This is a genomic window from Bradyrhizobium iriomotense (genome assembly GCF_030160715.1).
GTDB classification, from domain to species: Bacteria; Pseudomonadota; Alphaproteobacteria; order Rhizobiales; family Xanthobacteraceae; genus Bradyrhizobium; species Bradyrhizobium iriomotense.
Map to the genome: position 1 here is coordinate 1 of NZ_BSOW01000038.1, position 26,283 is coordinate 26,283.

Genomic DNA, 26,283 nt, shown 5'->3' on the forward strand with positions numbered 1-26,283 from the left:
CGGTCGGCGCCAAACTCTTCTTCCTGCCAAAATACTCGCCCGACCTGAACCCGATCGAACAGGTCTTTGCCAAGCTCAAGCACCTCGTCCGCAAAGCCGCCGCGCGAACCGTCGACGCGGTCTGCGCCGCAATCGGCCACGCACTCGATGCCTTCACATCCGAGGAATGCGCCAACTACCTCAAAAATTCAGGCTATCGAACTTAATGCCATCACGCTTTAGGGGTTTGCCCCGGAGGAGTCGACGGCCATTCGGGACCTCCTCATCCTAGTGACCGCCCGGAAACTCTCGAACGAGGAGAAGGCGAACCAGACGCTCACTTGCAATCCAATGATGATATAGCAAGCATCTTGCGGCAGGGCTCGGACGCTACCGTGCGGCGGAGAGAGTGTCAGTCAACTCCCATTGAAAGATAAACTCAGAGCGAATGCTCGAGGAAGAAGCGCAGCATTTCCCTCGTTGCGTCCGGCCCCCGCGGATCGGTGTAGGAGCCGGCGGGACTGCCGCCCGACCACGCGTGTCCGGCACCATGGATGTTCCAGTGTTCGGAGATCGCCGGGCGGTCCCCGTCGGTAAAGACGGTGCGGCTATAAGCATGGCCGTGCGGTACTCGTCCGCGAAGCACCTTCGTTGTCGAAGTCGTCGCCTTGGCGGACTGCTCGATAATCCGTTCGCCGTTGTTGGGATGCACGATGGTGTCGCGATCGCCGTGGAAAACGATGCTCGGCACAGGAGAACCGCCCTTCCCGGTTGCTCCGGACCCGCCCCCCTGCCGCATGGCGACGAGTGCCGAGGGAAGATCGTTGGCGGCCCCCCTGGCGAGGCCCGAATGAATACCGACCGCTGCGTAGAGGTCGGGGTACGTCGCTCCCATGACGGCGGCAGCGGCCCCGCCGGCCGACAAACCCGCGACATAGACGCGCTTCGGATCGATCGAATAGTCCCGCATGATCCGGCGGGTGATGCCCGCGATCAGCGAGGGTTCGCCCCTGCCCCGCTGCTGGTCGCCTGTGCGAAACCAGTTCCAGCACTTCGCCTGGTTGGCTCCGCTCGGCTGTTCGGGATAGACCACAAAGCAATTCTGCTCTTCCGCCAGGAAGTTCATCCGGGTGCCGGCGGCGAAATCGTCCGGCGACTGGGTGCAGCCGTGAAGCATGACGACCAGAGGAAGTTGTTCTCCCCGAGAACGGCTCGGGATGAACAGCTTGTAGGTCCGGCTTCCCGCGGCGTTGCTGAAAGTGCCCTCTACGAATTTTGTACCATCTGGCACGATGTCCGACGTAGACGGCGGAGCGCGTCCGATCGGACCTCGCAGACTGAGCCCGGAGAACGCCCTCATGCCGTCGAGCGGTGCGGGACGTTTGTGTCCTCGAACAGTGGCGGCCTGGGCGGGCGGCCTCCTTTGGCTCTCCTCGACAAGGCGGGCCTTTGCGTCGATGGTCGGCGGCTCAAACCTCGCCAGCGGATTCGGGGCGTGGCTGCGGGATGCCGGTCCTGGGTCACGCTCGCCGCGGAGCATGCGCTGCAGGAGCGCGGTGGCCTCGACCAGTTGGCCGGCTCGTGTGAGGCGGGTTGCTTCGCGAACCATGTCTTGATTCAACATCGTTTCACCTCATCCTGTCGGCGAGAGCAGCCTTGACCGCGGGAGTTGCGTGCAGCGCGCCCAGCACCGAGACCGAGGCGATGGTGGCGCGGGCCAATTCGGCGGTGACGTCTTGGGCGATGGTGGCCAGGCCCAGAACATTGATCTGCAGCATCTCGCCGGCACGCCGCGCCGCTTCGAGATCCTCGCGGGTGTAATTTCTCAGCCCGAGGTCCAGGCTCTTTCGGGCGGTGGATTGCCTGACGACATCTGCATGGCGTTCGAGCTGGTTTCGAATAGCCGTCCGGATGAAATCGGTCCGGTTCGAATAGAACCCCTCCTGCACCATGAGATCGACGTGACCGAGGTCGACATAGCCAAGGTTGATGGTAATTTTCTCGGTGTCGGGAGTCCTGGGTCGCAGTTCGCGCACATTATCGGCCATGGACACATCCAATTTTGCCATCCAGTTGGATGGTACTTGGATGTCATATGGATGTTCGAAAGCAATTTTCAAGGGGCAGGAATGAGTGGGAGTCGGAACCGCTAATCGGCCGAAACTCCAACGACAGCGTATCTCTGACGGCGTCGTCGCAGACAACGCGACAGTTCGGTTAGGACGGCCCCCTGGCAAAGGTTGCGGCATGCGGCCGTTGCCCTCCGAAGGCAAAGGTCACACGTTCGAATCGTGTCGGGTGCGCCACTTCGGTACAGAACTGGGCACGCCAAAACCCGTCGTTTTTACGCTTGAAGCAGCGACGAGCGTGCGCAGAAGTACGCTTTTCGATCCCATGATGCGCAATTCTTTCTGGTCGACTTCGACGCGTTGGGCGAATGCGCGGAGATGGTCGCGGCGGTAGCCGCCGCCGTCGGTCCGAATCCGCTTGCGGGCTGTCCTGGCAAAGGTCTTGAGGGTCTGTGGCGTGATGGTCGGGCCGCCGCGATCAATCGCTTCCTCGGCCCTCTCTGCGTCAAGGCGGGCCTGATCGCGCGTGGCCTTCAGTTCAGCGATGCGGTCCTTCAGCATGGGGTCAGAGAGATCGGCGACACCGTTCTCGATCGCATCGTAGAGCCGCTTGAGTTTGGCGTCTGCCTCGGCCGCCCGCTTGCGCAAGTCGGCGATGTGCGATTTTCGTCGCTCGGCGCGCTCGGTGCGGCGATCGAGTACGTGTGACAAAAGCTGCTCAAGACGCTTGGGCTGTAACAAACGCTGCTCGATGTACTCGGCGACCAGGTTGTCGAGTTTTTCCATGGGGACTGTGCGGCCCGGACAACCGGTCTCGCCCTGGCGCGCCTTGGTGCAACAGGTGTAGTAGCGGTAACGCCCGCTGTTCCCGGTGCGCAACGTCATCGCTCCACCGCAAGCAGCGCAGAAGCAGATGCCGGTAAGGAGGGTCGGGCCGCTGACGATCCTTGGTGCAGTCATCGCCGGGCTTCGGCTCTTGAGCAGCATTTGGACGACCTCAAATTCATCCTTGTCGACAATTGCCGGCACCGCCATTTCCACGATTTCGGTTTCCGCCTTGCGCTCGCGGGTCTTCCAGAACTTGGTATTGAAACGATGCCGGCCGATGTAGGTCGTCCTGGTCAGCACCTTGTGGACGGCATCGAGGCCCCACTTTCCGCCGTCGCGCGTCCGGATGCCGACGGCGTTCAGATGTGTCGCGATGGACTTGATGCCCATCGGTCCCGAGCTTCCGTTGCCTTCTCGGGCGAGGCGGAAGATCAGGCGCACTGTCTCGGCCTGAACGGGATCGATCTCAAGGGTCTTCTTGGTCCGGTGCCCGCGCTGCTCGGAGGCCTCCACGATCCGATAGCCGATCGGCGGTAAGGCCCCATTCCAGAAACCCTGCCGGGCGTTCTCCTTCATGGCCCTGAGCGTGTGCTTGGCGTTCTCCTTGGACTGGTACTCGTCGAACAGCGCCATGATCTGCCGGATCATGTTGCTCATGGGATCGTCGCCGAGCTCCTGGGTGATCGAGACCAGCCGGACGCCGGCCTTGGCGAGGCGGCGGACGTAGAACTCGAGCTGGAACTGGTCGCGGAAAAAGCGGCTGAAGCTATGGACCAGGATCACGTCGAACGCCGGCGGCTTGGTGGTGGCTGCGTCGATCATGCGTTGGAATTCCGGCCGCCGATCATCGGTCGCGGATAGGCCGGGCTCGACATAGTCGGCGACGATCTCCCACCTGCGCGAGGCGCAATAGGCTTTGGCCTGGCGGCGTTGGTCCGGGATGGAAAGATCGTTCTCCGCCTGCCGGCCGGTCGAGACTCGCAGGTAGAGGGCAGCGCGAACCGGCATCGTCATGGCGATCTCCGAAAAGGGGTCAGTGGCGGGTCGAAAACAATTCGTCGAACAGATCGCCGAACCAGGCCTCAAAGACCTCGATCTCGGCCTCGGTGATTGGGACCTCCTGAGGCCAGTCGTCGGTCACGGTCCACTCAGATTGTTTCTTCTTTGCGGGGCGGCGCCTTCGCCGAACTGGTGGCCGCAAATGGTCGTAGAGGTCGTCGGGCAATGGACCCAACGGCCGCGTTCGTCTTGATCGAGATTTTTGATGATGAGCCATGGCGCCCCTGCGGCAGGCAGACTTCATCGAGAGAACGGCGCAAATTTGTCCGCCGAGTTTTTTCGATGAGGAGCGGCGTCTCGCTCGCGCTGAGCCATCAGCGCGTGGCGGTCAAACGCCGGGACAGGCGAGGCCCGTCAAGGCCGTCAGCCGGCGGAGCCGGGCGCGCGAGGCGCGAGCCTTGACGGGCGTCGGCTGGTCCGGCAGCGCCATTCCAAGCGCCGATCACTCAGCACCGCCAAGTCAGGTCGGTCTCGGCCGCACATTGCACTGACCTCTTGAGCGCAAAGGAGAACCCGGACTCTTGCAATGTGCGGAGATGCCAGAAAAATTGCGATAAGCTTCTGCACTATCTGACGATCGACCGCCGCGCACCTTGGTCGCTTTATCCTGCTATCAAGCGGTCGGTGGTCTGCGCCTCGCCGGTCCTGCGCTGTCCTTCGCCAAACCGCCATCGGGCAAAAACCAGGACAAGCAGAACGGGAGCAGGTTCCGCGCGGATTTGGCGCAGTTGATATCCTGGGTCATTGTCGACTGCAGATGCAACTCATGTCTCCTAGCCGGTCGAGGACAGAACGCCGGAGCTGCCGCGGTTGCGCCGGTCGTAAGCAATTCGGGTGCAGGAAGGAGCTAGGCAGAACGGCCCAATTGGACGCGATGTGTCCGCCATTGTGAACAGCCGATGCTCGCTGTCTACTAGGGAACTGACTCCCCACCATCTGCATATTAGGATCAGAAGTGCTGAACCCTACGGATTAGGACCCGTAAGCCCGAGGTTGTGCCATGCAGCGTCGACGACGTTTCAAACAAACCCTTACCCTTGAAGGCCGCCTTGCCGAAGAAGCGAAGCGCCTACGCGAAGAAGCCAAGCTGCTTCCGCCCGGCGCTCTACGCGAAGAACTTATCCGCAAAGCGGGGCACGCCGAAACTGCCTCTCATATGAACGAGTGGCTGCATCGCCGGCCCTGCAGCCGCCGAAGTAAGGCCTGCCTTAGGGACTGGCCGATTTTCACTCGCAACCAAACGAATATCGGCGCATTATGCCTATATCACCGGCCAAGGGCCTGTCCGTAGGCGTCGGTGGCTGAGAGACCGATTGCGCTCCCGCCTGCATAGTGGAGGGAACGCGCAATGGCCGAGCCGTTTAGCCGGGAAACTCAAGACTTGTTCGATGCTTCCGACCGGGCGATTGCAAAAAGTCGGGAGCTTGTTGATCAGCGCCGAGAAATGATAGCGGAATGCGAGAGGAACCGCCGTGAGCAGGAAGCCCGCTTTACCCTTCGCCGCGCGATATGGAACTCTAAGTAAGTGTTTTGCGTTTCTAAGTCGGTGACGGTTTGACACCCATGCCCGAAAAACACCGACTGTTGCCCCGAGTACAGATTTATCGCCCCAGCGAGTATGATCGCGAGCTGGTAGAGCGTGCCCGGGAGCTCATCAAATTGTCGAAAAAGGTTTTGGCGGAGTCTGATCCATCCATTCTGTTGGGCCGGCACAGGCCCGAACCGCCTTCGGAGAGCCAGTAGGGCCGCCTCAATTGGCGGCCTCTTTCTTATCAGTCCAAACCTGGGATGCCGCCTCTTGGCCCTTCGCCTCTATCTGGGAGGCTGATCGAGATTACCGCTATTGAGGGGTAAGCGGACCACCCGCAACATCGGCGGATCGACGATGCGTAGTGCTAGATGGCAGAGCATCGCAGACTTGCCAATTGGAGCGCATCGCGGGCTGCAGCATCATAGGGGAATCGCGAGGGAGTAGTGCCCATCTTCATCGGCCGTGGCGCGCCAGTTATTCTTTGTTTAACAGCGCGATGGGCGGAACCCAAGCTGAACGCCAAGTTCTGGCCCAATCGAGCGAGTAAGCATTCTGAAGAAAAACTGTCCATGCGCAGGCAATTCGCTTATGCGCGATCTACTCCACCTCAAACTGACCATTGGGCAAGTACAATTGGACGACGCACCCCGGATCCTAGCGACTGATTAACCGGCCTATACCCGCTCGATGATAATCGCCGGTGCCATGCCGCCAGCGGCACACATGGTCACTAGGCCGCGCTGGAGGTTGCGCCGCTCCATCTCGTCGAGCAGTGTGCCGATCAGGATCGAGCCAGTCGCACCGATCGGATGGCCCAGCGCGATCGCGCCGCCATTCACATTCACCTTGTCGCGGTCGAGCTTGAGGTCGCGAATGTACTTCTCAGCAACCACAGCGAACGCCTCGTTGATCTCGAACAGATCGATGTCGTCGATAGTCAGCCCCGCCTTGGCTAACACCTTGCGCGTTGCGGGAACCGGCGCGTTAAGCATCAGCGTCGGCGAGTCACCCATATTCGCCATCGCGACCACGCGCGCCCGAGGTTTCAGCCCATGCGCTTTCGCGTAAGCCGGTGATGCCAGCAGAATCGCCGCGGCGCCGTCGACCACGCCCGACGAATTGCCGGCATGGTGCACGAAATCATGTCGAGATCGGGATATCTTTGCAGGATCAGCGCGCGATAGGTCGTGCCCTTGTCGTCGATCGGCGTGTCCGCCACCGTCGGGAACGCCGGCTTCAGACCAGCCAGGCTCTCCATCGTCGTCTGCGGTCGCGGATATTCGTCGCGATCGAGCGCAAGCGTGCCGTCCTCGCGATAGACGGGCACGAGGCTCTTCTTGAAATGGCCGTCCGAGATTGCCCTGGCCGCCCGCCGCTGGCTTTCAAGTCCGAACGCATCGACGTCCTGTCGGGTGATCCCCTCCATGGTCGCGATCGCATCGGCGCAGACGCCCTGTTGCGACTGCGGATGCCTCGCGCGCAGGCGCAGGTTGCCCGAATCCATCATCATCGGGCCCTGGCCGCGCCGGCCTTCCATCGACATCATCTCGCATCCGCCGGCGATAACGAGATCCTCCATCCCGGCCATGATCGAGGCGGCCGCCATGTTGACGCTGGTGATGCCCGAGCCGCAGAAACGATCCAGCGTGACGCCGCTGGCGCGCACGTCATAGCCGGCGTCGAGCGCGGACATCCGCCCGAGATCGCCGCCTTGCTGGGCCACCTGCGCGCTGGTGCCCCAGATGATGTCGTCGACATCGGAGGTGTCGATCCCAGTGCGGTCGGCGAGCGCGCGCAGTACAGTGGCGCCGAGCTGCTGCGGGTGGATGCCTGACAACGCACCCTTGCCGGCCCTGCCGATGCCTCTGGGCGTTCGACATGCATCGATGATCAGCGCGTCAACCATGATATTCTCCAGAAGATGTTCGTCGTGACGAGGGATTAGAGTGGCCGGGAGCGGGCTGCTAATTCGCGACTAGGCGTTCGGCGGCATCATGTCTTCGCTCCGGCCTTCCGCCGTTTGGCGGCGATCCATTCCCGCGCGGCCACCAGCAGCTTCTCGAGGAAGTGTGGATCCGCATGCGGCACGAAGCGATCGAAACATTCGATCGTGGTGGTCGCAAACAGGCTTGCGCGCGTATAGGGTTCGCCGGCGAGGAAGGCCTCGACCGCCGCGCGGCTGTCGTGCCGCAGGATCAGGAACATGCCTTCGACCGCGCCTTCCGGCGAGACCAGCGCGCCGCCCTGCTCCAGAAGATGACGATTGGCGATCATGTATTCGACATGGACGTCGCGGATGTGCAGCCGCTCCTCCGCGCCGCCGGGCCTGTACAGACATCGTACGACCGTCAGCATGATCCTCTACGCCGCTCCCCTGTTCCGCCCGGCGAGCGGCGCACGGATCGCATCGAACTGAGCGAGCAGATTCTGCTTCTCCCGCTCCGCCCCGGCGAGGCTCCTGGCCTTGACGTGACCATACCCCCTGATCTTCTGGGGGAGCGCCACAAGGCGCACCGCCGTATCGAGGGTGGCCGGTGACAGGCCGGCCAGCAGCCGTTCGACCAGCGCGCCATAGTCGCCGATCAGACGGCGTTCGGTCTTGCGTTCCTCGGTGTAGCCAAAAAGATCGAACGGCGTGCCGCGCAGGAATTTCAGCGATGCGAGCAGCGCAAACAGATGCATCATCCACGGGCCGAAGCTGAGCTTGCGCGGAGCGGCGCCGTTCGGGCCGGGCTTCGCAATGAAAGGCGGCGCAAGATGGAAGCGCAGGGTGACGTCGCCCTCGAACCGGTTCTTCAGCGCGGCCGCAAATTCCGGCGACCGATATAGCCGGGCGACCTCGTACTCGTCTTTGTAGGCCATCAGCTTGAACAGACTGTCCGCGACCGCGCGCGTCAGCGGCAGATCGGCGCTTAGGCCGAGCCGCTGCTCGGCCCGGTTGAAATATTCCACGACGACGCGGCGCACGGCAGGCGCCGCGGCCTTGGACGGAAGACAGAAGGTTTCGTTCGCGATCTCTTGTGGCGCAACAGCCGTCAGCAAGGCCAGGCGATGGTCGCTCGGAAACACAAAGACCAGCGGATCCGTGCGGACGCGCGTGTAGTTCAAATCTTCCATGTGCTCCTCCGGCCGGATGAAAGCCGTATCGAGCTTACGCCTCATCAGGGCCTTGGCGAGCACGGGAGAGTAATCGCTCGACAGGCGGATTTCGATGCCGGGAAACTCCTCGCGCAGCACGCGCTCCACTTCCGGCAGCAGGCCAATTTAGGCTCCCGACATGAAGCCAAGCGCGAATGACGGTCGTGCCGGCTGGGCTGCGCGTTGAGCGGCTTCCTTGGCCGCTTCCGCCTGGACCAGCGCCATGCGGGTATGGTCAAGAAAGACTTTTCCGGCCGGCGTCAGCTCGACACCATGCGCGCTGCGATGGATCAGTTGAACGCCGACTTCCGCTTCCAAATCGCGGATTTGCCGGCTGAGCGACGGCTGGGACGTGTGCAGTTTCTGTTCGGCGGCAACCGTCAAACTTCCGGCATCGGCCACGGCGATGAAGTAGCGGAGATGCCGTAGCTCCATTGCAATCTCCCATATCTCGCGGGCATGGGACCAGCTTACAAAGTCTTTTTCAGGCACACCAGCCGCCTTTATAGCGGAGCGGCACTGGGCGCGCGGTCTGCCCCCGCAGGCAGGGCATATCCCGACCTTGATCCGTCCGGCTGAGGCCTAGGGAAACAACCGTGATGAGGGATGCAGCTACGATCGAGCCGAAGGCGATTGTGAAATCCTTCTATGACGGCGGCGCACGAGGCGAGATCACCAGCTTCGCCGACCGGCTCGCGGAGAATTTCGAGCTTTTTGTCCCACCATCGCTTCCCTGGGGCGGGAATTTTGGCAAGGCGCAGTATTTATCCATCCTGCCGCAGGTCGCTGCGACCCTCGACTTCGCCCGGATGCGCTACATCAGTCTGACTGCCGAAGGTCAGCATGTCGTGGCGCTGATTGACATCGTCGTGCAGGGCACCGACCAGTCGGTGATCATCTCCGAGCACTGGGACATCAAGGAAGGCAAGGCGGTACGGCTTCTCGTCGCCTATTTCGATCCGAAGATCCTGCTTGATCAAGCCAACCCCCATCAGAATTGACGCATCCGGAGTCACCATGTCTACGCAGGACTACTCGGCGCGTGACAAGACGGTCCGCCACAACATCTACGCCTCGGTTCGCCGTCGCGAGGGTTTGCCGCACGATCTGTTCACGAGCTATTGGCGCGACGTTCACGCGACGCTCTGCTCGCGGCTTCCCGGCCTCGACTTTTATGTCCAGCAGCATTTCGACCGCAACCACACTGCCAATCTCTGGCCGCTCGCCGATGGCGTTCGCCGATCAAGGCAGTGCTCGACGGCTCGGCCGAACTCGGATTCGTCAGTCTCGACGATCAGACTGCTTTCGCGAAAGCCGGCGCGATCCTTTATGGCGACGAGGTCAATTTCATCGGCGAGGCAATCGCCTATGTCCTTCCCAACGGCTCGCTGACCTATGTCGACCGGGAAGAGGACGGTGCCCGCAACGGTCCGGACCGCTATCATCGCGTGCATGTCTACATGAATCGGAGGCCGGGTCCGCAAGCCTCCGCCTGGCTCGCGGAGACCAGCGCCGAGCTTGCACGGTCCGAGGCCGTCCAGAAATGGAAGCTGCACCTGCCCGAGCGGTACAGCAATGAGCATCCGGCGCCGCCGTCTCCCAACGTCGAGCACATCGTGGAAGATGACCGGCTCAACCTTGCCATTGCCGAAGTGGCGTTCACAAGCGCCCGCGCTGCCCGCGATTTTTTCGCAACGCCGACCTTCCAGAAGGTTCTGGCGCAGCAAGGCGAGCACATCGATGCGCTCGGCGCCTATCTTGTGACCGGTTTCTACACTTTTGTGCGCGATGGACGTCCAACGACCGCAGGCCTGCGCGGCAGCCGTTCGGCCGAGGTCATCGAGACAGCCGGTGCCACGAACCAGCTCGAGGCCGCGGTAGTCGCCATGTTCACGCGAGTATGCTGATGGAGAGCAATCAGTCACCCGCCTTTATATCGCGGCTGATTCCCCTGCTTGCAGTCGCTTGCGGCCTGCTGATCGCAAATCTCTATTTCGTCCAGCCGATTGCGGACCTCGCTGCCGCCGACTTCCGGATGGCTCGGCAGCAAGCCGGCCTGCTCACCACGCTGCCGCTGGCCGGTTATGGCATCGGGCTTCTTCTGATGGTGCCATTAGGTGATCTCGTCGAAAATCGCCGGCTCATACTTGTGATGATGGCGACCGAAGCAATCTGCTTGGCCCTGCTGTGGTGCGCCAGCCAGCCGGGTCTGTTTCTGGGGATCGGTTTCATCTCGGGCGTTTCGGCGAGCGCGATCCAGATCATCATGCCCTATGTCAGCCAATTGTTGCCCGCGGAGCGGCAGGGAAGGGCCGTTGCGAAACTCGTCAGCGGAGTGATGCTGGGCATCATGCTGGCTAGGCCGGCATCAAGCTTCGTCGCGGACAAACTGGCGTGGCGCTCAGTCTTCCTCATCGCCGCTGCTCTGATGGCGCTGATGACCGCCGTCTTGTTCATTTCTCTGCCGATTCGTCGGCCGTCCGGTGCCCAGACCTATGGTGAGCTTATGCGATCGATGGGAGACATCTTTCGCAAGACGGAGATACTGCGGCGCCGAGCATACTACCACGCGGCGATGTTCGGCTCCTTTATCAGCTTCTGGACGGCGGTTCCTCTGTGGCTCGCCGAAGCGCCGTTCAACCTCTCGCAACGCGGCATCGCTTGGGTCGCGCTTGCGGGCGTTGCCGGCGCGATTGCACCGCCGATCGCGAGCGGTTTAGTCGATCGTGGCTATGGCCGCTCGGTGACGGCGGGCGCCATGATGCTCGCGATTCTGGCGTACGGCGCGACGCTCCTGGCCAGCAGGGGAAACGTCACGATCGTCGTGCTTGCAGCAATCGTGCTAGACGGCGCGGTCGCGGCGAACCTCGTTTTCGGGCAGCGGGCGATCTACGCATTGGCGCCGGAGAAGCGGGGCCGGATGAACGCACTCTATATCGCGGTCTTCTTCGGCGGCGGGTCGGCGGCGGCGGCCATCGCAGCTTGGAGCTTTGTACACTTCGACTGGCCGGGCGTCGTCATCCTTGGCGTGCTGCTGCCTCTGTCTGCGCTCCTCTACAGTCTTAGCGACAAAACCGGGCCTGGTTCCGCGGATGCCGAGCCACCAAAGGCTGCGTCGGTCGCGATCTGCGCTGCGCTTTTCAGAGGGCGTCTGCGTTCAGACGCATCCCATCCAAAAAGGCGACTGCAATCCGGACAGCCGGGTCCGCACTGCCCTTGAATTCCAGCACGATTACCGGAGGTCACATGCTTGCCATTCCCACAGACTTACCGCCATCGCTGCTGGCGCTCCAAACCCGGCCGCTTTTCGTAATGCACATGGACGTCCAGCCCTATCAGATCATTGGCGGGGCGCCTGGCGCCTTCCGGCGGGTTGGCGTGGTTCCAGGTGGCATCTTCGAAGGCGAACGGCTGTCGGGCAAGGTGCTGCCCGGAGGAAACGACTGGCAGACCGTTCGCAGCGACGGCAGCACTCTGCTCGAGGTAAGGCTGGTGCTCGAAGCCGTAAACGGCGCGATGATCGGCATGACCTACAAGGGGCTACGCCATGGTCCCGCTGCTATCATCGAGCGGGTCAACAAAGGCGAGGACGTCGACCCGTCGACTTACTACTTCCGAACCAACCCCACGTTCGAGACCGCGGCGCCGGCGCATGATTGGCTCAACGGCATCATCGCAGTTGGAGTCGGTTACCGGACACCGTCTGGCGTCTTCTACAGCCTCTTCGAAGTTCTCTGACTGGGACGGTCTGCAGACACGGCATGCCGGCAACGGGCGAGACGAATGAATTGGATGTGTTGGCCGGACGCTTCGTCGGCTTTTCGGGTTAGAGCGGAAGTGGCCGGCATCCGACCAGGTCGACGCGATTGACCCGAAGCCGACCTTGCGCCGATGCTGCCGGAGGCGCGGTGCGGGCTCGAAAATAAATTCGTAGAGCATGTCGTTTTGGCGGTCCGCCGTTCGACTGGGTGTCGGCGGAGCCACTTCGGTTGTGGCTGGAGCTCACAATGTGACTGATTAGCTATCAGATCAATGATCTTGCGGAGGTTGGCAATGACGATCTCGCTTCGATTTATCGAGACAAATGGCATTCGAATGCACCTGGCCGAAGCAGGGAGCGGCCCCACCGTGCTTCTCTGCCATGGCTTTCCGGAGTGCTGGTATTCGTGGCGGCACCAATTGGAAGCGCTCGCTGCCGCCGGATATCGCGCCATCGCGCCCGACATGCGTGGTTACGGGCAGACGGACAAACCAGATGCGATCGATCAATATACTCTATTGCATTTGACCGGAGACATGGTCGGATTGCTCGACGCGATCGGCACGGATCAAGCAGTCGTTGTCGGACATGATTGGGGAGCGCCGGTCGCTTGGCGCTGCGCTCTGATTAGACCGGATCGATTTAGAGCTGTCGTTGGCTTGAGCGTGCCGTTTCAGGTGCGTGGTCCCAACCGACCAAGCACCGTCATGCCGAGGACCGAAAAGCAGCGCTTCTATCAACTGTATTTCCAGACGCCGGGCGTTGCCGAGGCAGAACTCGAAAAAGACGTCCACAACGCAATCAAGACAACATTGTTTGCTCTATCCGGCGATGCGCCGGTTGAAGATCCTGCGTCGCTCACGATGCTTCCTAGTGAGGGAGGGTGGCTTGATGGGAAGCCTACGACCCAATCATTGCCGCCGTGGCTCACGGACAGTGACATCGAATTTTACGTTGAGGAGTTCAAGCGCACCGGCTTTGGAGGAGGTTTGAATTGGTATCGCAACATTGATCGCAATTGGGAGTTGCTCGCACCATGGTCCGGCGCAAAGGTTCAGGTCCCGGCACTCTATGTCGTTGGCGATCGAGACGGGGTTTACAGATCGCCGAGTTGGAGCCATCTCGTCCCTAGCCTGAAACAGTTCGTGCCCTTGCTTCGCGAGACAATAGTCTTGAAAGGTTGCGGTCATTGGACTCAGCAAGAGCGCGCCAAAGACGTAAGCAATGCGCTCCTGGAATTCCTGAAACAGTTATAGATCGCGAACGGGGACTTGCGTAGACGCGGCAAGCAACGCAATGTCGCCGTCTGGCCCGCAGGCGAACTCGCAGCATGTCCGCTATCACATCGGCTAACGGGTGACGAGCGGACCTGTTCTTCTCAATTTGAGGTTTGCGGCTTGTGACCCAACTGCGACATTGATCGCCGCTTGTTCTCCCATTGTCGGCAGCGTAGTTTTGTTAGACCGCTTTGGGGGAAGAAGATGCATCGTTCGATCAACGTTATCGCGGCCGTAGGCCTTGCACTTGGTGGTACCCTGGGAATGGCGGGGGCGATGGTAACGCAACAAAACGTGCAGGCGATTCTGTGGGCGATCGACGGCTCGGGGCTTGTGATGGCCGCAGCAATGCTCGCCACAAAATACTTTCGAGCAGGAAATGACGTTGTCGCCGGCGGCTTTCTGGTTTTTGCCATCGGCGAGGGTGTCATCTTGCTTTCAGCCCCTGCGGCAGGTCTTGCGGGTAGCATCCCGGCATTTGCCGCTGGCACCGCTCTTTGGGCAACGGCGCTTCTCCTTATCAGCGTTCCAAAGCTATTCACCATGCCAATCAGAATCCTCGGCATCTTGAGCGCGGTCCTATTTATTGTGACCGCGGCAAGAATTTTCTGGGGTGAGCCGCTGCAGCCAACGTCTACACCGTTGCCGACCTACGCCTATCCCGTGCTGGTCGCGACCTTCGTGGGTTGGATCTGGACACTTTGGCGGGAAACCGACAGCAAATAGCGTTCTGCGTTAATAGCGGAATCTGTTTGATGGCGAGGAATACGCCGGGCATTTGTTCGTAACTTCGGAGAATGGGAACGTCGCCTATTGGCCCGTTTGAGACATGCCGAGCGGTGCCGAAGATGTCCGTTCGCCGGGGTTGACCGGAAGTCACCGCAGCAGGGCTACACTGACGCGAATGACCCATCGCGTCGATGTTTAGCAGATCGCGCCGAGGTCTTCGTGCAAAGGCATCGCCGACGAGATGGACATGATTTTCTGGCGACGAGCATTCACGGGCTGAATACACTGCCGAGAAATCGCTCCTTTTCGCCAGGCGCGTAACCCTGAGAAGCGCCAAAATAGGGTTCATTGTAGCCATGGTAGGGTCCGGACCGGTAGTGGGTCGGCGGCTGAGGTGACGCGTAGGCAAAACCCGAAGCGGGACTTGATGCGAACATGCCCTGATCGGAACGAACAATAGCGTGCCGCCGGTGATGCACCGGCGCCGCATTCGCAAAGCCGCACAGGGTGATTAGAAGGCTCACGGCCAAAATGGAACGCATCGCTTTTTCTCCAAATACCCCCGCCTACTTAGTTAACGCCCAGCCGCAGCGCCCCAACAAATAGCGGCCACACGATTAGTCACATCCCTGGCATCAACGAACCGGGTGTCTACTTCATCATGGCAAGCCATCGTACGACCACCCTTCGACGGTGCCCCGTCGCTAATGTTTGCTGTCGCAGCAAAAGCGGACATCACTCTGAGGCGCGCGGAGGTCCGGAGATGACCCTTAGCGGTCCTTCCACGAAATCGACGGCTGGTGATATTGAGGCATCTGTGCTGTTATGTGCCTGATACCAACAAGGTGAGCGGGGGCTCGTGGCAGGCGGCCGGGTAGAACGGCGATTGGCGGCGGTACTGGCGGCAGATGTCGTTGGTTACTCTCGCCTCATGGAGGCCGACGAAATCGGGATGCTGACCGCACTAAAGTCCATTCGTGGCGACGTCGTTGATCCATCGATCTCCTCGCATAACGGGCGCATCGTTAAGACAACCGGCGATGGATTGTTGGTCGAGTTTGCAAGTGCGGTCGATGCCGTAGCCTGTGCGATCGAAGTGCAGAGTGCAATGGCAGCACGATGTGACGAGGCTGCCGGACCTATCAAGTTTCGGATCGGGATCAACATAGGGGACGTCATCATCGACGATGATGATATTTTCGGCGATGGCGTGAATATAGCGGCACGGCTAGAGACCATCGCCGCTCCGGGAGGGCTTTGTATTTCGGACGACACCTTTCGGCAGATACGCACCAGGCTTGAGGCGCCTTTCGAAGATGGCGGATACCAGAGCCTAAAGAACATCGCTGAGCCGATCCGCGTTTGGCGATACAATGGCGCCAAAGGATCTGCCACGAGCGAGAGCGACCAAGCCGCCGCTGGTATCATGCGGGAAGGACCATCGATAGCCGTTCTTCCCTTTGACAACATGAGCAGCGACCCTGATCAGGAATACTTTGCCGATGGAATGGTCGAGGACATCATTACGACCTTGGCGAGGTATCCCAGCCTGTTCGTCGTCGCAAGAAATTCTTCCTTTGCCTACAAAGGCAAGTCGCCGGACATCCGCGTCGTTGGCCGCGATCTGGGTGTTCGATATGTCCTCGAAGGGTCAATCAGGAGGGCGGGGCAGAAAGTCCGTATCACCGGCCAGTTGATCGAGGCCGATACCGGCCGCCACCTTTGGGCGGAGAGATATGATGGTAAGCTGGACGATGTTTTCGAACTTCAGGACCGCATCGTCTCAAACGTCGTTGGCACCATCGGACCGCAAATCGGCAAGGCCGAAATAGCGCGGGCACTCACGAAGCCCTCCAATCTCACCGCCTACGAAATCTTGCTCCGGTCCAAGTTCGCCTTTCGCAAGATGACGGCATCGGGGCTCAACGACGCGGTCACGTTGGCGGAAAAGGCGCTGGCGATCGATCCGGGTTTCGCGTCAGCAGCCGTGGCGGCAGCAAATGCGAAGGGGTATCGGGTCGCCTCCGGACGATCATCTGACAATGATGCAGATATTGAGGATTGCCTGGGCCACGCGCGCAGAGCGTTGGAACTTGATCCGTTCAACGTGGAAGCCATGGCTATGGCGGGACGTTGTTTTTGCTTGCTTCGGAGAGCATGAGGCCGGCATGGAGTTGGCTGAACAGGCTTGCCGCGACTATCCCTATTCTGCCATTGCATGGATGGAAGCTGGCTGGACCAACCTCTATTGCGCAAGGCCGAGGCGGGCGATCGATTGCATTAGACAAGCACAGGCTCTAAGTCCCCGCGATCCAACTGAACACGACCGCGTGGGCGTGACGGCAAGCGCCCTCAATCAACTCGGCGATCATGAACAAGCAATTGCGGCTGCAAGGCAGGCCATCCGACTGAACGGCAACGTGCCGGGCCATCACCGAGCGCTGATCACAGCCCTTGCGATGTCCGATAGGATCGAAGAGGCCCGTCAATCCTGCGAGGGGCTTCTAGTCGTTGAACCAACGTTTCGGATCAGTGAATGGGATAAGCGATTGCGATGGGTTCCAGAGGCCAAGGCCACGGCCCTGAAAGCATACAGGCTTGCCGGATTGCCTGAGTGAATGCCGGAAATTGAATGCCCGCTCGTGGCCCAACGCTGCCGTTCGACTTAAATGTTTGTAGGTCCGCTGAAAGCGGCAAAGCGGATGTCGGCCATTAGCCGACTTCTTCCATAACGTCTCATATCCGAATGATGTAAGGTGCGATTTCGGGTTCAGGACCTCGGAAGAGACGGCTCTGACCGTCGAGTTATGGAACGATGCCACGGCAGGCCCACGCGACGTTTGCAAAGGACCTCGGACCATCGGGCCGGCCAGCCTCGTAGGCAGCGCGGACGGCGGCGTCGGTGCGGGCTCGTTCCGCAGCGTCGAGCGCTGCCACATACTTGCCGAGCGGCCCTTCGCCAGCGGCAATCGGCGCCCAATAATCGGCAAAGCTTTGGTAGTCCATGCGGATCATCAGTTCCACTCCCTCAATATCCACGAGACCCTGTTCGGCAAAAGTCCCGCGCAGTTCGCCCGGCTGCATCATCGGTTGAAAGCAATAGCGACTGCGCAGCTGGCGCCCGCTTTCACTGAGTGCCGCCACCGTGTCGACCATCATGCGCATGCCGGGCATGCCGCCGAGATGATCCCACACCGCAGCCGCGATCACGCCGCCCGACCGAACAACGCGGCGCATCTCGGCTACTGCCTTGCCGGCTTCGGGAACGAAGTGGAGCACGAGAAGCGCCAAAGCGCGGTCGAACGTTCCATCCTCGAAAGGCAGGGCGCAGGCATCCGCCTGTCGGACTTTTATTCGCGGGTTTGTGTTGCGCCGGATCACCTCCTCGACAAAGACTGGTGAATAGTCGACCGCGGCAATCTCGGCGAGGTCGGCGGCTTCGGCGAGCGCGAAGGTCAAGCTCCCGGTGCCGCAGCCGACGTCGAGAATTTTTTCGCCGTCAGTAACCCCTGTAAAGTCGGTGAATTGCCGCGCGAGTCTTCGGCTCCAGCGACCCATGAGCTGCTCATAGCCCGCGGCGTTGTGGACGTTGAATTCCGAGGTCATCGAAGTCTCCGTTCGTTTCCCAAATCGTTCGAGCTCGACGGGATGGCTGCTAAGCCGAAACAGCAATCGCATTGCAATCGCAGCGAGCACGCCATGCGGCTGCTCTATGATGCGTATGACAAGATCCGTCACGGCGAGCCCTTTTTGACGGCTACCATGCCTCATCGAGGCCGAGCTGCTCGAACACCTCGCGACGAAGCTCAACGAAGTGCGGATCGCCCCGGTGGCGAGGATAGGGCTGGCTGTTGACGACTTCGGCCTTGATCCGTGCAGGTCGGTGGCTCAGCACGATGACGCGGCCGGCGAGCAAGAGCGCCTCCTCGACATCGTGGGTGACCAGCAGCGCCGTGAAGCTCGAGCGCTGCCAAAGTGATACAAGTTCGGCCTGCATCGCGATGCGAGTCAGCGAGTCGAGCTGGCCCAAGGGTTCGTCGAGAATGAGCAGCTTCGGGTCGTTGACAAGCGCACGCGCCAGAGCCGCACGTTGCGCCATGCCGCCGGAAAGCTGGTGAGGGTAGGCATTGGCGAAGCCAGTGAGCCCAACCAGGCGCAACGCGTCTTCGATACGTCCCCGATGGGTGCGCAGCAACCCGCGGGCTTCCAGACCGAGCGCAACGTTGCTCCATACCGTCCGCCATGGATAAAGCGTGGGATCTTGAAAAACGACGACGCGCGACGGATCGGGTGCTTCGATTTCCCTTCCATCCGTTACCAGGGAGCCGGCTGTTGGAGTGTCGAGTCCCGCGACCAGCCGCAACAAGGTCGATTTTCCGCACCCACTCGGTCCCAGGAGAGCGACAAATTCGCCGCGGCCGACCTGCAGGTTGATGCGGTCCAATACCGGCAGGGGCTGCCCTTCGAGATCGAAGCGATGGCTCACCTCGCGGAGCGTTAGCGTCGATCCACGGGCCGCGTGATCGCTTGCGATCACCGCTACCATCGCACCAGACCTTTCTGCCAGGATAACAGGCGGTCCCGCAAGCGGAACAGCAGCGTGATCAGTCCGGAGCACAAGAACGCCATGAGCAGCAGCGCGGCGTACATATTGGCATAAGCCGCCCAACCTTGCGCCCATTGCAGATACCAGCCGAGCCCCGCCTTAACGCCCAGCATTTCGGCTACGACAAGAACCGCAAACGAGTTGCCGAGACCCATGAACAGGCCAACAAAGACATGTGGCATTGCCGCCGGAATGGCGACCTTGAGCACGAGGAAGCGCTGGGTTGCTCCCAACGTTCGCGCAATATCGTAATAGGCGCTCTTCACGCCGGCGACGCCCGACCAGGTAAGCACGGTGACCGGAAACCCGGTGGCGAGCGCAATCAGGAAAATGCTGGCACTGAAGCTCGACGGGAAAACGAAAAATGCGAGCGGCAGCCAGGCCGTCGCGGGCAGCGGCCCGACGAACCGCAAGATTGGGTGGATCCAATAGCCGACGAGCCGCGACCAGCCGATCGCGACGCCAGTCACGAACCCCACCGTCGCACCGATAAGATAACCGGTCGCAAGCAGGCGAGCTGAGGCGAAGATGCCTTCAACCAACCGCCCCCAGTCGTCGATTACGACTTCGACGATGGCTTGCGGCGGCGGAAAGAATGGCAACGGAAGCAATCCGAGCTTTGCTGTCACGACCTCCCAGGCAGCCAAGAACAGCGCGAGCGCGAACAGCCAAGGGAAAAGCCGCTTGAGGCGCTGAAAAGCAGCAAAACGAACGCCGGCAAAAGCCGCCACGGCAATGGCGACAGCCAATGCTCCGCAGGCAATGGCAAAACCGCCCGTGTAGGTCCAATCGTTTTCGGGTTTATCCGGCCAGAACGCAGTGAGCGCGGCGACCATAGACCATGAAGCCGCCACCGACAGTCCGCCGATTAACGGCCCAGTGGCTGAACGTTCAAAAAAGCCGAAACCCGATTTCTCTGATGGCCTCGGCACTTCATTGATGACCGAGCTCACTGCGGATCTTCCCAATCGGTCAGCTTAGAACGTCAAGATAAATCCGCTCGGCGAATTTGGCCGGGTCAGTGCTTCGCTTGATGACGTTCACTGCCTTGAGTTCATCGGTGTAGAGTAAAAGTTGCTTCTTGAGCGTCGCCCCGACGGGATGATTGTAGTGAGTATGGCTGCGATACATCGTGGCGAGATCCTCTACGGACCCTCTCCCGCCGTAGCCCGAATAGATTGCTGCAGCGTCGGCGGGATCGCTGGCAACTCGGTCAGCCGCTTCCAGTATCGATCGTGTCAGAGCGGCTGCCACCGGCATTTCGCTTCGGGTGAGGCTGCCTCGTATCGCGAGGACGCAGCAGGTTCGATCGGCGAATTCACCCGTTAAGTTCGTCGCGATCTCGTTAAGTTTGCCATCCTTAAGCCAGAGATAGGGCAGCGGATCTATCTCGGCTAGCGCCTGCACTTCGCCCTTATCGACCGCAAGCGCGAGCAGATTGGCCGGGTACTGGCGCCACTCTACCTCTTGGGCCGGATCGATGCCCTTCTTGGCGAGGTAGATCGAAAAGAAGTTCTTCGCTGGGCTCGCTTGATCGCTAATCGCGATAGCCTTGCCGCGCAGGGACTCCAGGCTATCGATATTCGCAGCCTTGGAGCCGAGAAGTCGAATGCAGCCGCCGTGCACGCCGGCAGTGATCCGCACGTCGAAACCTTGTTCAAGCGGTTTGAGCCAGCGCAGGGCCAATCCCAAACCGGCATCCGCCTTGCCTGTTGCAATTGCCTCCAACAACTGGTCGGTCGTACCGCCGAAATTGACGAAATCGACATCGAGGTTGTGCTTGGCGAAGATACCCCGTTCCTTTGCGACTGCCGCAGCGACCGTGCACGCTGCGTTCGCGTTCCAGGCGATTTTTAGTTGGCGGGGTGGGCCCTGCAGCTCTTCACCGTTCGCTGCGGCGCGGCAAATATAAGACTCGCCAGGAATATAAGACAGCGATCCAGTCCCGGATGCTGTCAGCGCGCGAGCCGCTCCGAATCCAAACGGCGCGGCGGCGCCGAGGGTGCAAACCAATGTCAGCACCGAGCGGCGGGAGAAGGCGCCCCGCTTCGCTTCGGACGGACCTTTTGTCAAGCTGTTGCCAATTTCGCGCTTTTCCATGTGTCGCTCCCAAACTCGCGTGTGAGTGGAATAGAACCGGGTGGCGCATCGCGGGCCCTTAGCTCGCCTCTCTTCGGGCATCATCCGAGCCCGTCTGCTACAAGGGTATGAAGAGATTCACATTAACGCAAAAAATTGGAAGGAGATAGCCGCGACAAATTGAGGCTCTTGTCAATCGTATTGACCTACTCACGGCGCCGTCTGTCGCTTGTGATCGCGATCGGCGCGAGGAGATGATCGATATTCCGGTCGTGCACACGCACCAGCATGGAGGCTGCGTTGCGCGAATTGAGCGACGCCGCTCCAAAGACCATGCAGGATAAGGCAGCATGCTCTGGACTAGTCGGCTTGTCGTAGCAACAGAAGCGACTGGTGAGGCTTTGCGCCTCTGACCCATGTCGGCTTCCCGCTTCGCTTGCTTGACCGCGGGAATGTCATCAATGTTGCGCCGGGCATCCTTACAAGGAGGTCGCATGATTACCGCCGTCGTACGATACAAGCTGCCGCCGCAGATCGACTACGCAGCGTGTCGCGAGCACTTTCATAAGATCGCACCCAACTTTCGCGAGGTGACGGGGCTGGTCAGCAAGCACTTCATCTGGTCCGAAAGCGGCTGGGCGGGCGGCGTGTATCAGTGGGAGCGCATCGAGGACGCCGAGGCGTTCTACACCGGGCCGTGGCTCGAGGGCATTATCCAGCGCTACGGCACGAAGCCACAGATCGATTTATTCGAGGTTTTTGCGTTGACAGACAACACGTGCGGCAAGGTTGAGCTGTTCGAGGAGACTGTTGCCTCCAGATGACCTCGAGCAAATCTCGCTTATCTGCTGCGCTAGCGCGTAGAGATGGCGCTTGCGTTAGAGGATGGCACGCAGAGCCTCGCGTCGTCGTCGACCGCAGTACTTGCGCGCGTAGCGGACGTTTCAGTATGCGCCAAGTCGTCCAACGGCCCGCTTCTTCCATAACATTTGATGTGCGAACGGCGGTAGGCGTCTGGCGTCGTCGTAGCTGGCTGATCTAGGTCTGCTGCTGGAGCTAAAGCTGACCAGTGTGGTTTCCGCCGGGGCAGGTCCGATTCTGGATCCGACTTGGACCTCGGACGATGTCCGCTTTCGCGCCGTTGGTAGAGGTAGCAGGCCTCAAACGCGTCCTGATCCACAGCATCACGAATACGCCCCAGATGCTGCTCGGATGCGGTAACCTCGGAGTGCCGGCATGACCGCTCTTTACCATTCGTTAACCATAGCTTTTCATGATGCTGCTCGTGTATGCGTTTCGCGACGGGGCTTGAATTACATGGCGCAGCGTAATTCCAGAGCGTCAGTTGGGAGGGACGAGAACGTCCTAGACTTCCCTCCAGCGTCGACACCCGACAAGGGAGCGACAGCGCTAGAGCTGGTGTATCAGGCGGCCGATGTCTTCCGCAGTATGGAGGAGCACGCCCGCGAGACCGAAGCCCGCGCGCAGTCGCTTTGCGCAAGCGCCTTGGAAAGATTGCGGCTTGCTGAAATGCGAGCTGACGCCGCCGAGCGGGCGCAACGTGAATTCATCATCACCGCCGAACACAAGTTGCAGGATGCGTGCAGAGCACTTGAGCAAGCCCAGTCGTGCATTCAAGCCCAAAAGGATAAGGTGACGGCTGCAGAGCTTCGTGCCGAAGTTGCTGAAGCCGCAGCGCGACAAGCCAAGGAAGCGCTTGCGCTCGTTGAAGAGGCCATTCGCAAGCGTCTGCTTTGCGCCAGCCCTGATGCCGATAGAAGGTTGACAGCAGTGGCCTGATCATGGCGACCACCCCCCAAGCATGCATCCGCGCTTTAGCGGGGAGGAGAGTTGCAGTTGCAATGAGAACGTTTCCCGCTTGAGTCACAGGTCCTTGGTGGACGGCAATGAAACATCCGGAATTGCATGCGACCGTAAAGCCGATTGTTTCAGCCTCGGTGTGAGTTGAGCGTGGCACCGCGCAACAGTCCCGCCTGTTTTGGGCACCGCTCCCGTTTGGATAAAGGCACAGATGCCGGCTGTTGGTGCTAAGCAGAAATCTTCTGCTTGATCAGAGAATTGCCGATTTTAACCCGAATCGGACAGTCGCGCGCCCGAAGGCGGGAACTGTGGTATCCTCCGTCAAACGCGAGTTGGTAGCGAATGTTGCGTGGCCCCTGGCGACAGTGGCCGGGAAGCATACAGTGCGATTGCACACGGATCTGAGGATTGCTCTCCCGGGTCTTGAGGAGGACCAACGTCGTGAAGCGGGACTTCGACCTCATCGTCTATGGTGCGACGGGTTACACCGGCCGTCTCATCGCTGAATATCTGACAACGTCATATCGCGGCGGCGAAGCTCCGTCCTGGGCGATCGCAGGACGCTCGACGACAAGCTCCAGAAGGTGCGTGCCGGGATTGGCGCGCCAGATGATTTGCCTTTGGTTAAGGCGGATGCCGCCGAGCCGGCCAGCCTGCGTTCGATGTGCGATCGTGCAGCCGTGATCATCACGACGGTCGGGCCTTATCAGCTCCACGGCCTCGAACTCGTGGCGGCCTGCGCTGCCACGGGAACAGCCTATGTGGATCTGTGCGGCGAGCCGATTTGGATGCAGCGCATGATCGACGCCCATCACGAAGAGGCGAAACGACCGGCGCGCGCATCGCCTTCTCCTGCGGCTTCGATTCCATCCCGTTCGATGTCGGCGTGCTCACGTTGCAGGAGAGGGCGCGCGAGAAATTCGGACGCCCGGCGCGGCGGGTCAAAGCCCGCTTGCGCAAGGTGAAAGGCGGCATGTCGGGCGGTACCGCGGCAAGTGCTCAGGCGACATTGGCCGCCGCGGCGCGCGACCCGTCCCTGATCCGGCTCTTGAGCGATCCCTTCGCGCTGACGCCGGGTTTCACCGGGCCGACTCAGCCGTCGGGCCTCATCCCCGAATACGACCCGAGCATGAACGCGTGGCTCGTGCCGTTCCCCATGGCGCCGATCAACACCAAGAACGTGCACCGCACGAATTTCCTGTTGGGTCATCCCTACGGCACGGACTTCGTTTACGACGAGATAATGGTCGCGCCGGGATTTGGGGAACTCGGTCGCGTGACGACGGAGACGTTCGCCACGATGGCTTCCTTGTTCCGAACCGGCGGTCTCAAACCCGGCGCAGGCCCGACTCGGCAAGAGCGCGAGAAGGGCTTCTACGACATTCTCTTCCTCGGCGAGCTGCCGGATGGCGGGCGGGTCGAGGTGGTCGTCACGGGTGACCGCGATCCGGGCTACGGCTCGACCAGCAAGATGATCGCCGAAAGCGCTCTCTGCCTCGTGCGCGACGTGCAGGGCGAGGGCGGCATCTGGACGCGGGGGCGCGCAGATGGGTCCGGCGTTGTGCGAGCGCCTGAAGGAGCGCGCCGGCCTCACCTTCAGCGCGCGTTGAGGTAACGCTCAGAACTGATCTTGTTTCGGTCGCAGCCGTCGTCCGTGCGCGCCGAACCGGTGAGTGAAAAGACACCGATTGCGATCGGCAATGGCGTAACGCTCGACCAGATATCGACCACTTTGGGGCCGCGTTTTAGTTTAGATTATCCACTCTGGGCGGGATTTTTCGCTAGCCTGAAGCAGCTTTCCTATGCGCTCCCTCGTAAAACAGGAGGATAGTTCATGCGATCGTTTCAAAGCATTGCTGTGGGCATCGCATTCTCCGCGCTGACGGCGGCAGGCGCGACCGGCGCCGGCGCCGAAGACGAGCCGCTTGGCGTTCGGCTGGTCAATCAAATGAACGCACTTTACGGCCAGCATCCGGGCGTTCGCGCGAACCACGCCAAGGGCGCCGTGTTTGAAGGCACCTTCACGCCGGCACAAGGCGCCGACACCTTCAGTTCGGCTGCCTTTCTCAAAGGTGTTCCCACGCCGCTGGTCATTCGCTTCTCAAATGCGGGCGGCGTCCCTGACGCGCCCGACACCCACCCTTCGACCGACCGTATCCGCGGCATGGCGATCAAGTTCCGTCTCTCGGATGGCAGCGAGCAAGACATAGTCTGCATATCGGCAAACGGGTTTCCGGTGGCGACCGGCGAGGATTTTCTGGCTCTGCTTCAGGCGGTCGCCGCAAGCGGTCCCGACGTGCCCAAGCCGACGCCGGTCGAGAAATTCTTGTCGACCCACCCGGCCGCGTCCGCGTTTGTCACCACGCCGCGGCCTGTAGCGGTCAGCTACGGCACGCAGCCCTTCTTTGGCGTTAACGCGTTCAAGTTCACCAATGCGCAAGGAACAAGCAAGTTCGGCCGCTACCGCATCGTGCCCGAGAGCGGACCCGCCTACGTGAGCGATGAGGAGGCGACGACGCGTCCTCCGAATGCATTAGCCGACAATCTACGGGCATCGCTCGAAAAAGGGCCTGTCAAATTCCATCTTCTGGTACAGGTTGCCGCCTCCGATGATCCGACTACGGATGCCACGAAAGTTTGGCCGGACAGCCGGTCGACGGTAGAACTCGGCGAAATCGCGGTCATCAAGGCTTTGGATACCAAGAAGGTCGAGAGCGAGTTGCTGTTCTTACCGACCAATGTGACGACCGGCATCGACGCTTCGGACGACCCGATCATTAATACACGCACCGAGGCCTACGCCGAATCGTTCGGCCGCCGTACCAAATAGATCGTCCGACAATTCCGTGGTGTTCGTAGCGCGATGGGCGGCGATCATACACGGCAAGACGCTTCTCGCATGGGCGTCGAAAAACCGGATACGGATCTTAGCGATGATCCGCTGAAGAACGCCCGACGGGCTGACTATGGCGATATCGGCTTTTTGGCGCTCAGCGGACCTGCTGAGTGGTGGTTCTGGCGTTCTGAAATCAATGCTGACATCGCGTATTCGACCGTGCGTGAGGGGCACTCGCGTGGTCGTCTAGCAACCCAAAGACCGAGTTCTTCCATAACAAGGGATACGCGAATGCTGCCCGTCAAAAATGCTTAGCGGCAAGAAGCCCGAGCAGAACTGTGCCCGCGACGGCGGCAACTGCGCACATGTTAATTAGGTTTTGCGTGGCCACCGATAGCGTTGATGCCGCGGAGGCCCACGGCGAGATCGCTTTTGATTTCTTGCGTTTTGGACTTTGTGGCGTCGTCTTTGTAGACATTGCATTCCCGAGATGTGGGTCAGGCCGCCTTGCAGCCTGAGCGTAACGTTTCCCTGTCGAGATTTGCCCTCGATCTGCAACCACCATTGCATG

The 26,283-nt window shown here is 60.6% G+C and carries 25 protein-coding genes, 1 tRNA gene and 2 pseudogenes; 16 read left to right on the top strand and 12 right to left on the bottom strand.

The window, feature by feature from the left end; all coding sequences use genetic code 11:
• On the top strand, positions 1 to 206 hold a 206-nt coding region (locus tag QQL28_RS37690), incomplete at its 5' end, for a transposase (protein ID WP_284262526.1).
• A 212-nt stretch (positions 207 to 418) separates the two neighbouring features.
• Here QQL28_RS37690 and QQL28_RS37695 read toward each other — a convergent pair.
• On the bottom strand, positions 419 to 1,603 hold the full coding sequence (locus QQL28_RS37695) for an extracellular catalytic domain type 1 short-chain-length polyhydroxyalkanoate depolymerase (RefSeq protein ID WP_284273869.1): 1,185 nt from the start codon (positions 1,601 to 1,603) through the stop codon (positions 419 to 421).
• 4 nt (positions 1,604 to 1,607) lie between these two features.
• Positions 1,608 to 2,027, bottom strand: coding sequence for a CopG family transcriptional regulator (locus QQL28_RS37700; protein WP_284273942.1), 420 nt, complete (start codon positions 2,025 to 2,027; stop codon positions 1,608 to 1,610).
• A gap of 185 nt (positions 2,028 to 2,212) precedes the next feature.
• Between QQL28_RS37700 and QQL28_RS37705 the strand changes: the two genes are divergently transcribed.
• Positions 2,213 to 2,285: transfer RNA gene (locus QQL28_RS37705), tRNA-Arg, on the top strand.
• Here QQL28_RS37705 and QQL28_RS37710 read toward each other — a convergent pair.
• The gene (locus QQL28_RS37710; protein WP_284273871.1) at positions 2,256 to 3,890 is read right to left on the bottom strand and encodes a recombinase family protein; all 1,635 of its coding nucleotides are present in this window, start codon (positions 3,888 to 3,890) and stop codon (positions 2,256 to 2,258) included. The genes QQL28_RS37705 and QQL28_RS37710 overlap by 30 nt on opposite strands.
• 1,393 nt (positions 3,891 to 5,283) lie before the next feature.
• Between QQL28_RS37710 and QQL28_RS37720 the strand changes: the two genes are divergently transcribed.
• Entirely contained in the window at positions 5,284 to 5,460 is a 177-nt protein-coding gene (locus QQL28_RS37720) for a hypothetical protein (RefSeq protein WP_284273872.1), read from the top strand.
• 680 nt (positions 5,461 to 6,140) lie between these two features.
• On the opposite strand, the pseudogene QQL28_RS37725 reads toward QQL28_RS37720, so the two are convergent.
• From QQL28_RS37725 to QQL28_RS37740, 4 genes and pseudogenes are all read right to left on the bottom strand, one after another.
• Positions 6,141 to 7,372, bottom strand: a pseudogene (locus QQL28_RS37725) (acetyl-CoA C-acetyltransferase).
• An 86-nt stretch (positions 7,373 to 7,458) separates the two neighbouring features.
• A complete protein-coding gene (locus tag QQL28_RS37730) occupies positions 7,459 to 7,821 on the bottom strand; it encodes a YciI family protein (RefSeq protein WP_284273873.1) in 363 nt (120 codons plus the stop codon).
• A 6-nt stretch (positions 7,822 to 7,827) separates the two neighbouring features.
• Positions 7,828 to 8,712, bottom strand: coding sequence for a DUF6537 domain-containing protein (locus QQL28_RS37735; protein ID WP_284273874.1), 885 nt, complete (start codon positions 8,710 to 8,712; stop codon positions 7,828 to 7,830).
• Positions 8,713 to 8,730: 18 nt separating this feature from the next.
• Positions 8,731 to 9,096 carry a LysR family transcriptional regulator gene (locus QQL28_RS37740; RefSeq protein WP_284273875.1) on the bottom strand — a complete coding sequence of 122 codons (366 nt, stop codon included), beginning with the start codon at positions 9,094 to 9,096 and terminating at the stop codon, positions 8,731 to 8,733.
• 107 nt (positions 9,097 to 9,203) lie between these two features.
• On the opposite strand from QQL28_RS37740, the gene QQL28_RS37745 reads away from it, so the two are divergent.
• The 6 genes from QQL28_RS37745 to QQL28_RS37770 all read left to right on the top strand — a co-directional run bounded on the left by QQL28_RS37745 (position 9,204) and on the right by QQL28_RS37770 (position 14,367).
• Complete coding sequence (locus QQL28_RS37745; protein WP_284273877.1) at positions 9,204 to 9,605, top strand: nuclear transport factor 2 family protein; 402 nt, start codon at positions 9,204 to 9,206, stop codon at positions 9,603 to 9,605.
• A 249-nt stretch (positions 9,606 to 9,854) separates the two neighbouring features.
• Positions 9,855 to 10,511 carry an RNA-binding protein gene (locus QQL28_RS37750; RefSeq protein ID WP_284273878.1) on the top strand — a complete coding sequence of 219 codons (657 nt, stop codon included), beginning with the start codon at positions 9,855 to 9,857 and terminating at the stop codon, positions 10,509 to 10,511.
• A complete protein-coding gene (locus QQL28_RS37755; RefSeq protein WP_284273879.1) occupies positions 10,511 to 11,824 on the top strand; it encodes an MFS transporter in 1,314 nt (437 codons plus the stop codon). The genes QQL28_RS37750 and QQL28_RS37755 overlap by 1 nt, the downstream gene beginning before the upstream one ends.
• Positions 11,825 to 11,850: 26 nt before the next feature.
• Positions 11,851 to 12,342 (top strand): DUF3237 domain-containing protein, encoded by a 492-nt coding sequence (locus QQL28_RS37760; RefSeq protein WP_284273880.1) that lies wholly within the window; start codon positions 11,851 to 11,853, stop codon positions 12,340 to 12,342.
• A 315-nt stretch (positions 12,343 to 12,657) separates the two neighbouring features.
• Positions 12,658 to 13,620 carry an alpha/beta fold hydrolase gene (locus QQL28_RS37765; RefSeq protein ID WP_284273881.1) on the top strand — a complete coding sequence of 321 codons (963 nt, stop codon included), beginning with the start codon at positions 12,658 to 12,660 and terminating at the stop codon, positions 13,618 to 13,620.
• A gap of 225 nt (positions 13,621 to 13,845) precedes the next feature.
• A complete protein-coding gene (locus QQL28_RS37770) occupies positions 13,846 to 14,367 on the top strand; it encodes a hypothetical protein (RefSeq protein WP_284273883.1) in 522 nt (173 codons plus the stop codon).
• 272 nt (positions 14,368 to 14,639) lie between these two features.
• On the opposite strand, the gene QQL28_RS37775 is transcribed toward QQL28_RS37770, so the two are convergent.
• Positions 14,640 to 14,912: a hypothetical protein gene (locus tag QQL28_RS37775; RefSeq protein ID WP_284273886.1), complete on the bottom strand. Its 273-nt coding sequence runs from the start codon at positions 14,910 to 14,912 to the stop codon at positions 14,640 to 14,642.
• Between the two features lie 344 nt (positions 14,913 to 15,256).
• On the opposite strand from QQL28_RS37775, the gene QQL28_RS37780 reads away from it, so the two are divergent.
• Complete coding sequence (locus tag QQL28_RS37780; RefSeq protein WP_284273888.1) at positions 15,257 to 16,531, top strand: adenylate/guanylate cyclase domain-containing protein; 1,275 nt, start codon at positions 15,257 to 15,259, stop codon at positions 16,529 to 16,531.
• Positions 16,532 to 16,538: 7 nt separating this feature from the next.
• Positions 16,539 to 16,988: a hypothetical protein gene (locus QQL28_RS37785; RefSeq protein ID WP_284273890.1), complete on the top strand. Its 450-nt coding sequence runs from the start codon at positions 16,539 to 16,541 to the stop codon at positions 16,986 to 16,988.
• 187 nt (positions 16,989 to 17,175) lie between these two features.
• Here QQL28_RS37785 and QQL28_RS37790 read toward each other — a convergent pair whose 3' ends face one another.
• From QQL28_RS37790 to QQL28_RS37805, 4 genes are all read right to left on the bottom strand, one after another.
• Positions 17,176 to 17,976, bottom strand: a complete 801-nt coding sequence (locus tag QQL28_RS37790) for a class I SAM-dependent methyltransferase (RefSeq protein WP_284273892.1) — start codon at positions 17,974 to 17,976, stop codon at positions 17,176 to 17,178.
• A 151-nt stretch (positions 17,977 to 18,127) separates the two neighbouring features.
• Positions 18,128 to 18,916 carry an ABC transporter ATP-binding protein gene (locus QQL28_RS37795; RefSeq protein ID WP_284273894.1) on the bottom strand — a complete coding sequence of 263 codons (789 nt, stop codon included), beginning with the start codon at positions 18,914 to 18,916 and terminating at the stop codon, positions 18,128 to 18,130.
• Positions 18,910 to 19,929, bottom strand: a complete 1,020-nt coding sequence (locus QQL28_RS37800) for an ABC transporter permease (protein ID WP_284273895.1) — start codon at positions 19,927 to 19,929, stop codon at positions 18,910 to 18,912. Before QQL28_RS37800 ends, QQL28_RS37795 begins: the two co-directional genes overlap by 7 nt.
• Before the next feature lie 19 nt (positions 19,930 to 19,948).
• The gene (locus QQL28_RS37805) at positions 19,949 to 21,076 is read right to left on the bottom strand and encodes an ABC transporter substrate-binding protein (RefSeq protein WP_284273896.1); all 1,128 of its coding nucleotides are present in this window, start codon (positions 21,074 to 21,076) and stop codon (positions 19,949 to 19,951) included.
• Between the two features lie 473 nt (positions 21,077 to 21,549).
• Between QQL28_RS37805 and QQL28_RS37810 the strand changes: the two genes are divergently transcribed.
• The 5 genes and pseudogenes from QQL28_RS37810 to QQL28_RS37830 all read left to right on the top strand — a co-directional run bounded on the left by QQL28_RS37810 (position 21,550) and on the right by QQL28_RS37830 (position 26,027).
• On the top strand, positions 21,550 to 21,879 hold the full coding sequence (locus tag QQL28_RS37810) for a hypothetical protein (protein ID WP_284273897.1): 330 nt from the start codon (positions 21,550 to 21,552) through the stop codon (positions 21,877 to 21,879).
• 412 nt (positions 21,880 to 22,291) lie between these two features.
• Positions 22,292 to 22,855 (top strand): hypothetical protein, encoded by a 564-nt coding sequence (locus tag QQL28_RS37815; protein ID WP_284273898.1) that lies wholly within the window; start codon positions 22,292 to 22,294, stop codon positions 22,853 to 22,855.
• A 462-nt stretch (positions 22,856 to 23,317) separates the two neighbouring features.
• Positions 23,318 to 24,486: pseudogene (locus QQL28_RS37820) on the top strand (saccharopine dehydrogenase family protein).
• A 224-nt stretch (positions 24,487 to 24,710) separates the two neighbouring features.
• On the top strand, positions 24,711 to 25,706 hold the full coding sequence (locus tag QQL28_RS37825; RefSeq protein ID WP_284273899.1) for a catalase family peroxidase: 996 nt from the start codon (positions 24,711 to 24,713) through the stop codon (positions 25,704 to 25,706).
• Between the two features lie 69 nt (positions 25,707 to 25,775).
• Complete coding sequence (locus QQL28_RS37830; RefSeq protein WP_284273900.1) at positions 25,776 to 26,027, top strand: hypothetical protein; 252 nt, start codon at positions 25,776 to 25,778, stop codon at positions 26,025 to 26,027.
• Positions 26,028 to 26,283: the final 256 nt, after the last annotated feature.

Bases quoted from the DNA above. Each gene is read 5' to 3' on its own strand.
- QQL28_RS37695 (WP_284273869.1), bottom strand. From the start codon at position 1,603: ATGTTGAATCAAGACATGGTTCGCGAAGCAACCCGCCTCACACGAGCC.
- QQL28_RS37700 (WP_284273942.1), bottom strand. From the start codon at position 2,027: ATGGCCGATAATGTGCGCGAACTGCGACCCAGGACTCCCGACACCGAG.
- QQL28_RS37710 (WP_284273871.1), bottom strand. From the start codon at position 3,890: ATGACGATGCCGGTTCGCGCTGCCCTCTACCTGCGAGTCTCGACCGGC.
- QQL28_RS37720 (WP_284273872.1), top strand. From the start codon at position 5,284: ATGGCCGAGCCGTTTAGCCGGGAAACTCAAGACTTGTTCGATGCTTCC.
- QQL28_RS37730 (WP_284273873.1), bottom strand. From the start codon at position 7,821: ATGCTGACGGTCGTACGATGTCTGTACAGGCCCGGCGGCGCGGAGGAG.
- QQL28_RS37745 (WP_284273877.1), top strand. From the start codon at position 9,204: ATGAGGGATGCAGCTACGATCGAGCCGAAGGCGATTGTGAAATCCTTC.
- QQL28_RS37755 (WP_284273879.1), top strand. From the start codon at position 10,511: ATGGAGAGCAATCAGTCACCCGCCTTTATATCGCGGCTGATTCCCCTG.
- QQL28_RS37760 (WP_284273880.1), top strand. From the start codon at position 11,851: ATGCTTGCCATTCCCACAGACTTACCGCCATCGCTGCTGGCGCTCCAA.
- QQL28_RS37765 (WP_284273881.1), top strand. From the start codon at position 12,658: ATGACGATCTCGCTTCGATTTATCGAGACAAATGGCATTCGAATGCAC.
- QQL28_RS37770 (WP_284273883.1), top strand. From the start codon at position 13,846: ATGCATCGTTCGATCAACGTTATCGCGGCCGTAGGCCTTGCACTTGGT.
- QQL28_RS37775 (WP_284273886.1), bottom strand. From the start codon at position 14,912: ATGCGTTCCATTTTGGCCGTGAGCCTTCTAATCACCCTGTGCGGCTTT.
- QQL28_RS37785 (WP_284273890.1), top strand. From the start codon at position 16,539: ATGGAGTTGGCTGAACAGGCTTGCCGCGACTATCCCTATTCTGCCATT.
- QQL28_RS37790 (WP_284273892.1), bottom strand. From the start codon at position 17,976: ATGACCTCGGAATTCAACGTCCACAACGCCGCGGGCTATGAGCAGCTC.
- QQL28_RS37795 (WP_284273894.1), bottom strand. From the start codon at position 18,916: ATGGTAGCGGTGATCGCAAGCGATCACGCGGCCCGTGGATCGACGCTA.
- QQL28_RS37805 (WP_284273896.1), bottom strand. From the start codon at position 21,076: ATGGAAAAGCGCGAAATTGGCAACAGCTTGACAAAAGGTCCGTCCGAA.
- QQL28_RS37810 (WP_284273897.1), top strand. From the start codon at position 21,550: ATGATTACCGCCGTCGTACGATACAAGCTGCCGCCGCAGATCGACTAC.
- QQL28_RS37815 (WP_284273898.1), top strand. From the start codon at position 22,292: ATGACCGCTCTTTACCATTCGTTAACCATAGCTTTTCATGATGCTGCT.
- QQL28_RS37825 (WP_284273899.1), top strand. From the start codon at position 24,711: ATGCGATCGTTTCAAAGCATTGCTGTGGGCATCGCATTCTCCGCGCTG.
- QQL28_RS37830 (WP_284273900.1), top strand. From the start codon at position 25,776: ATGGGCGTCGAAAAACCGGATACGGATCTTAGCGATGATCCGCTGAAG.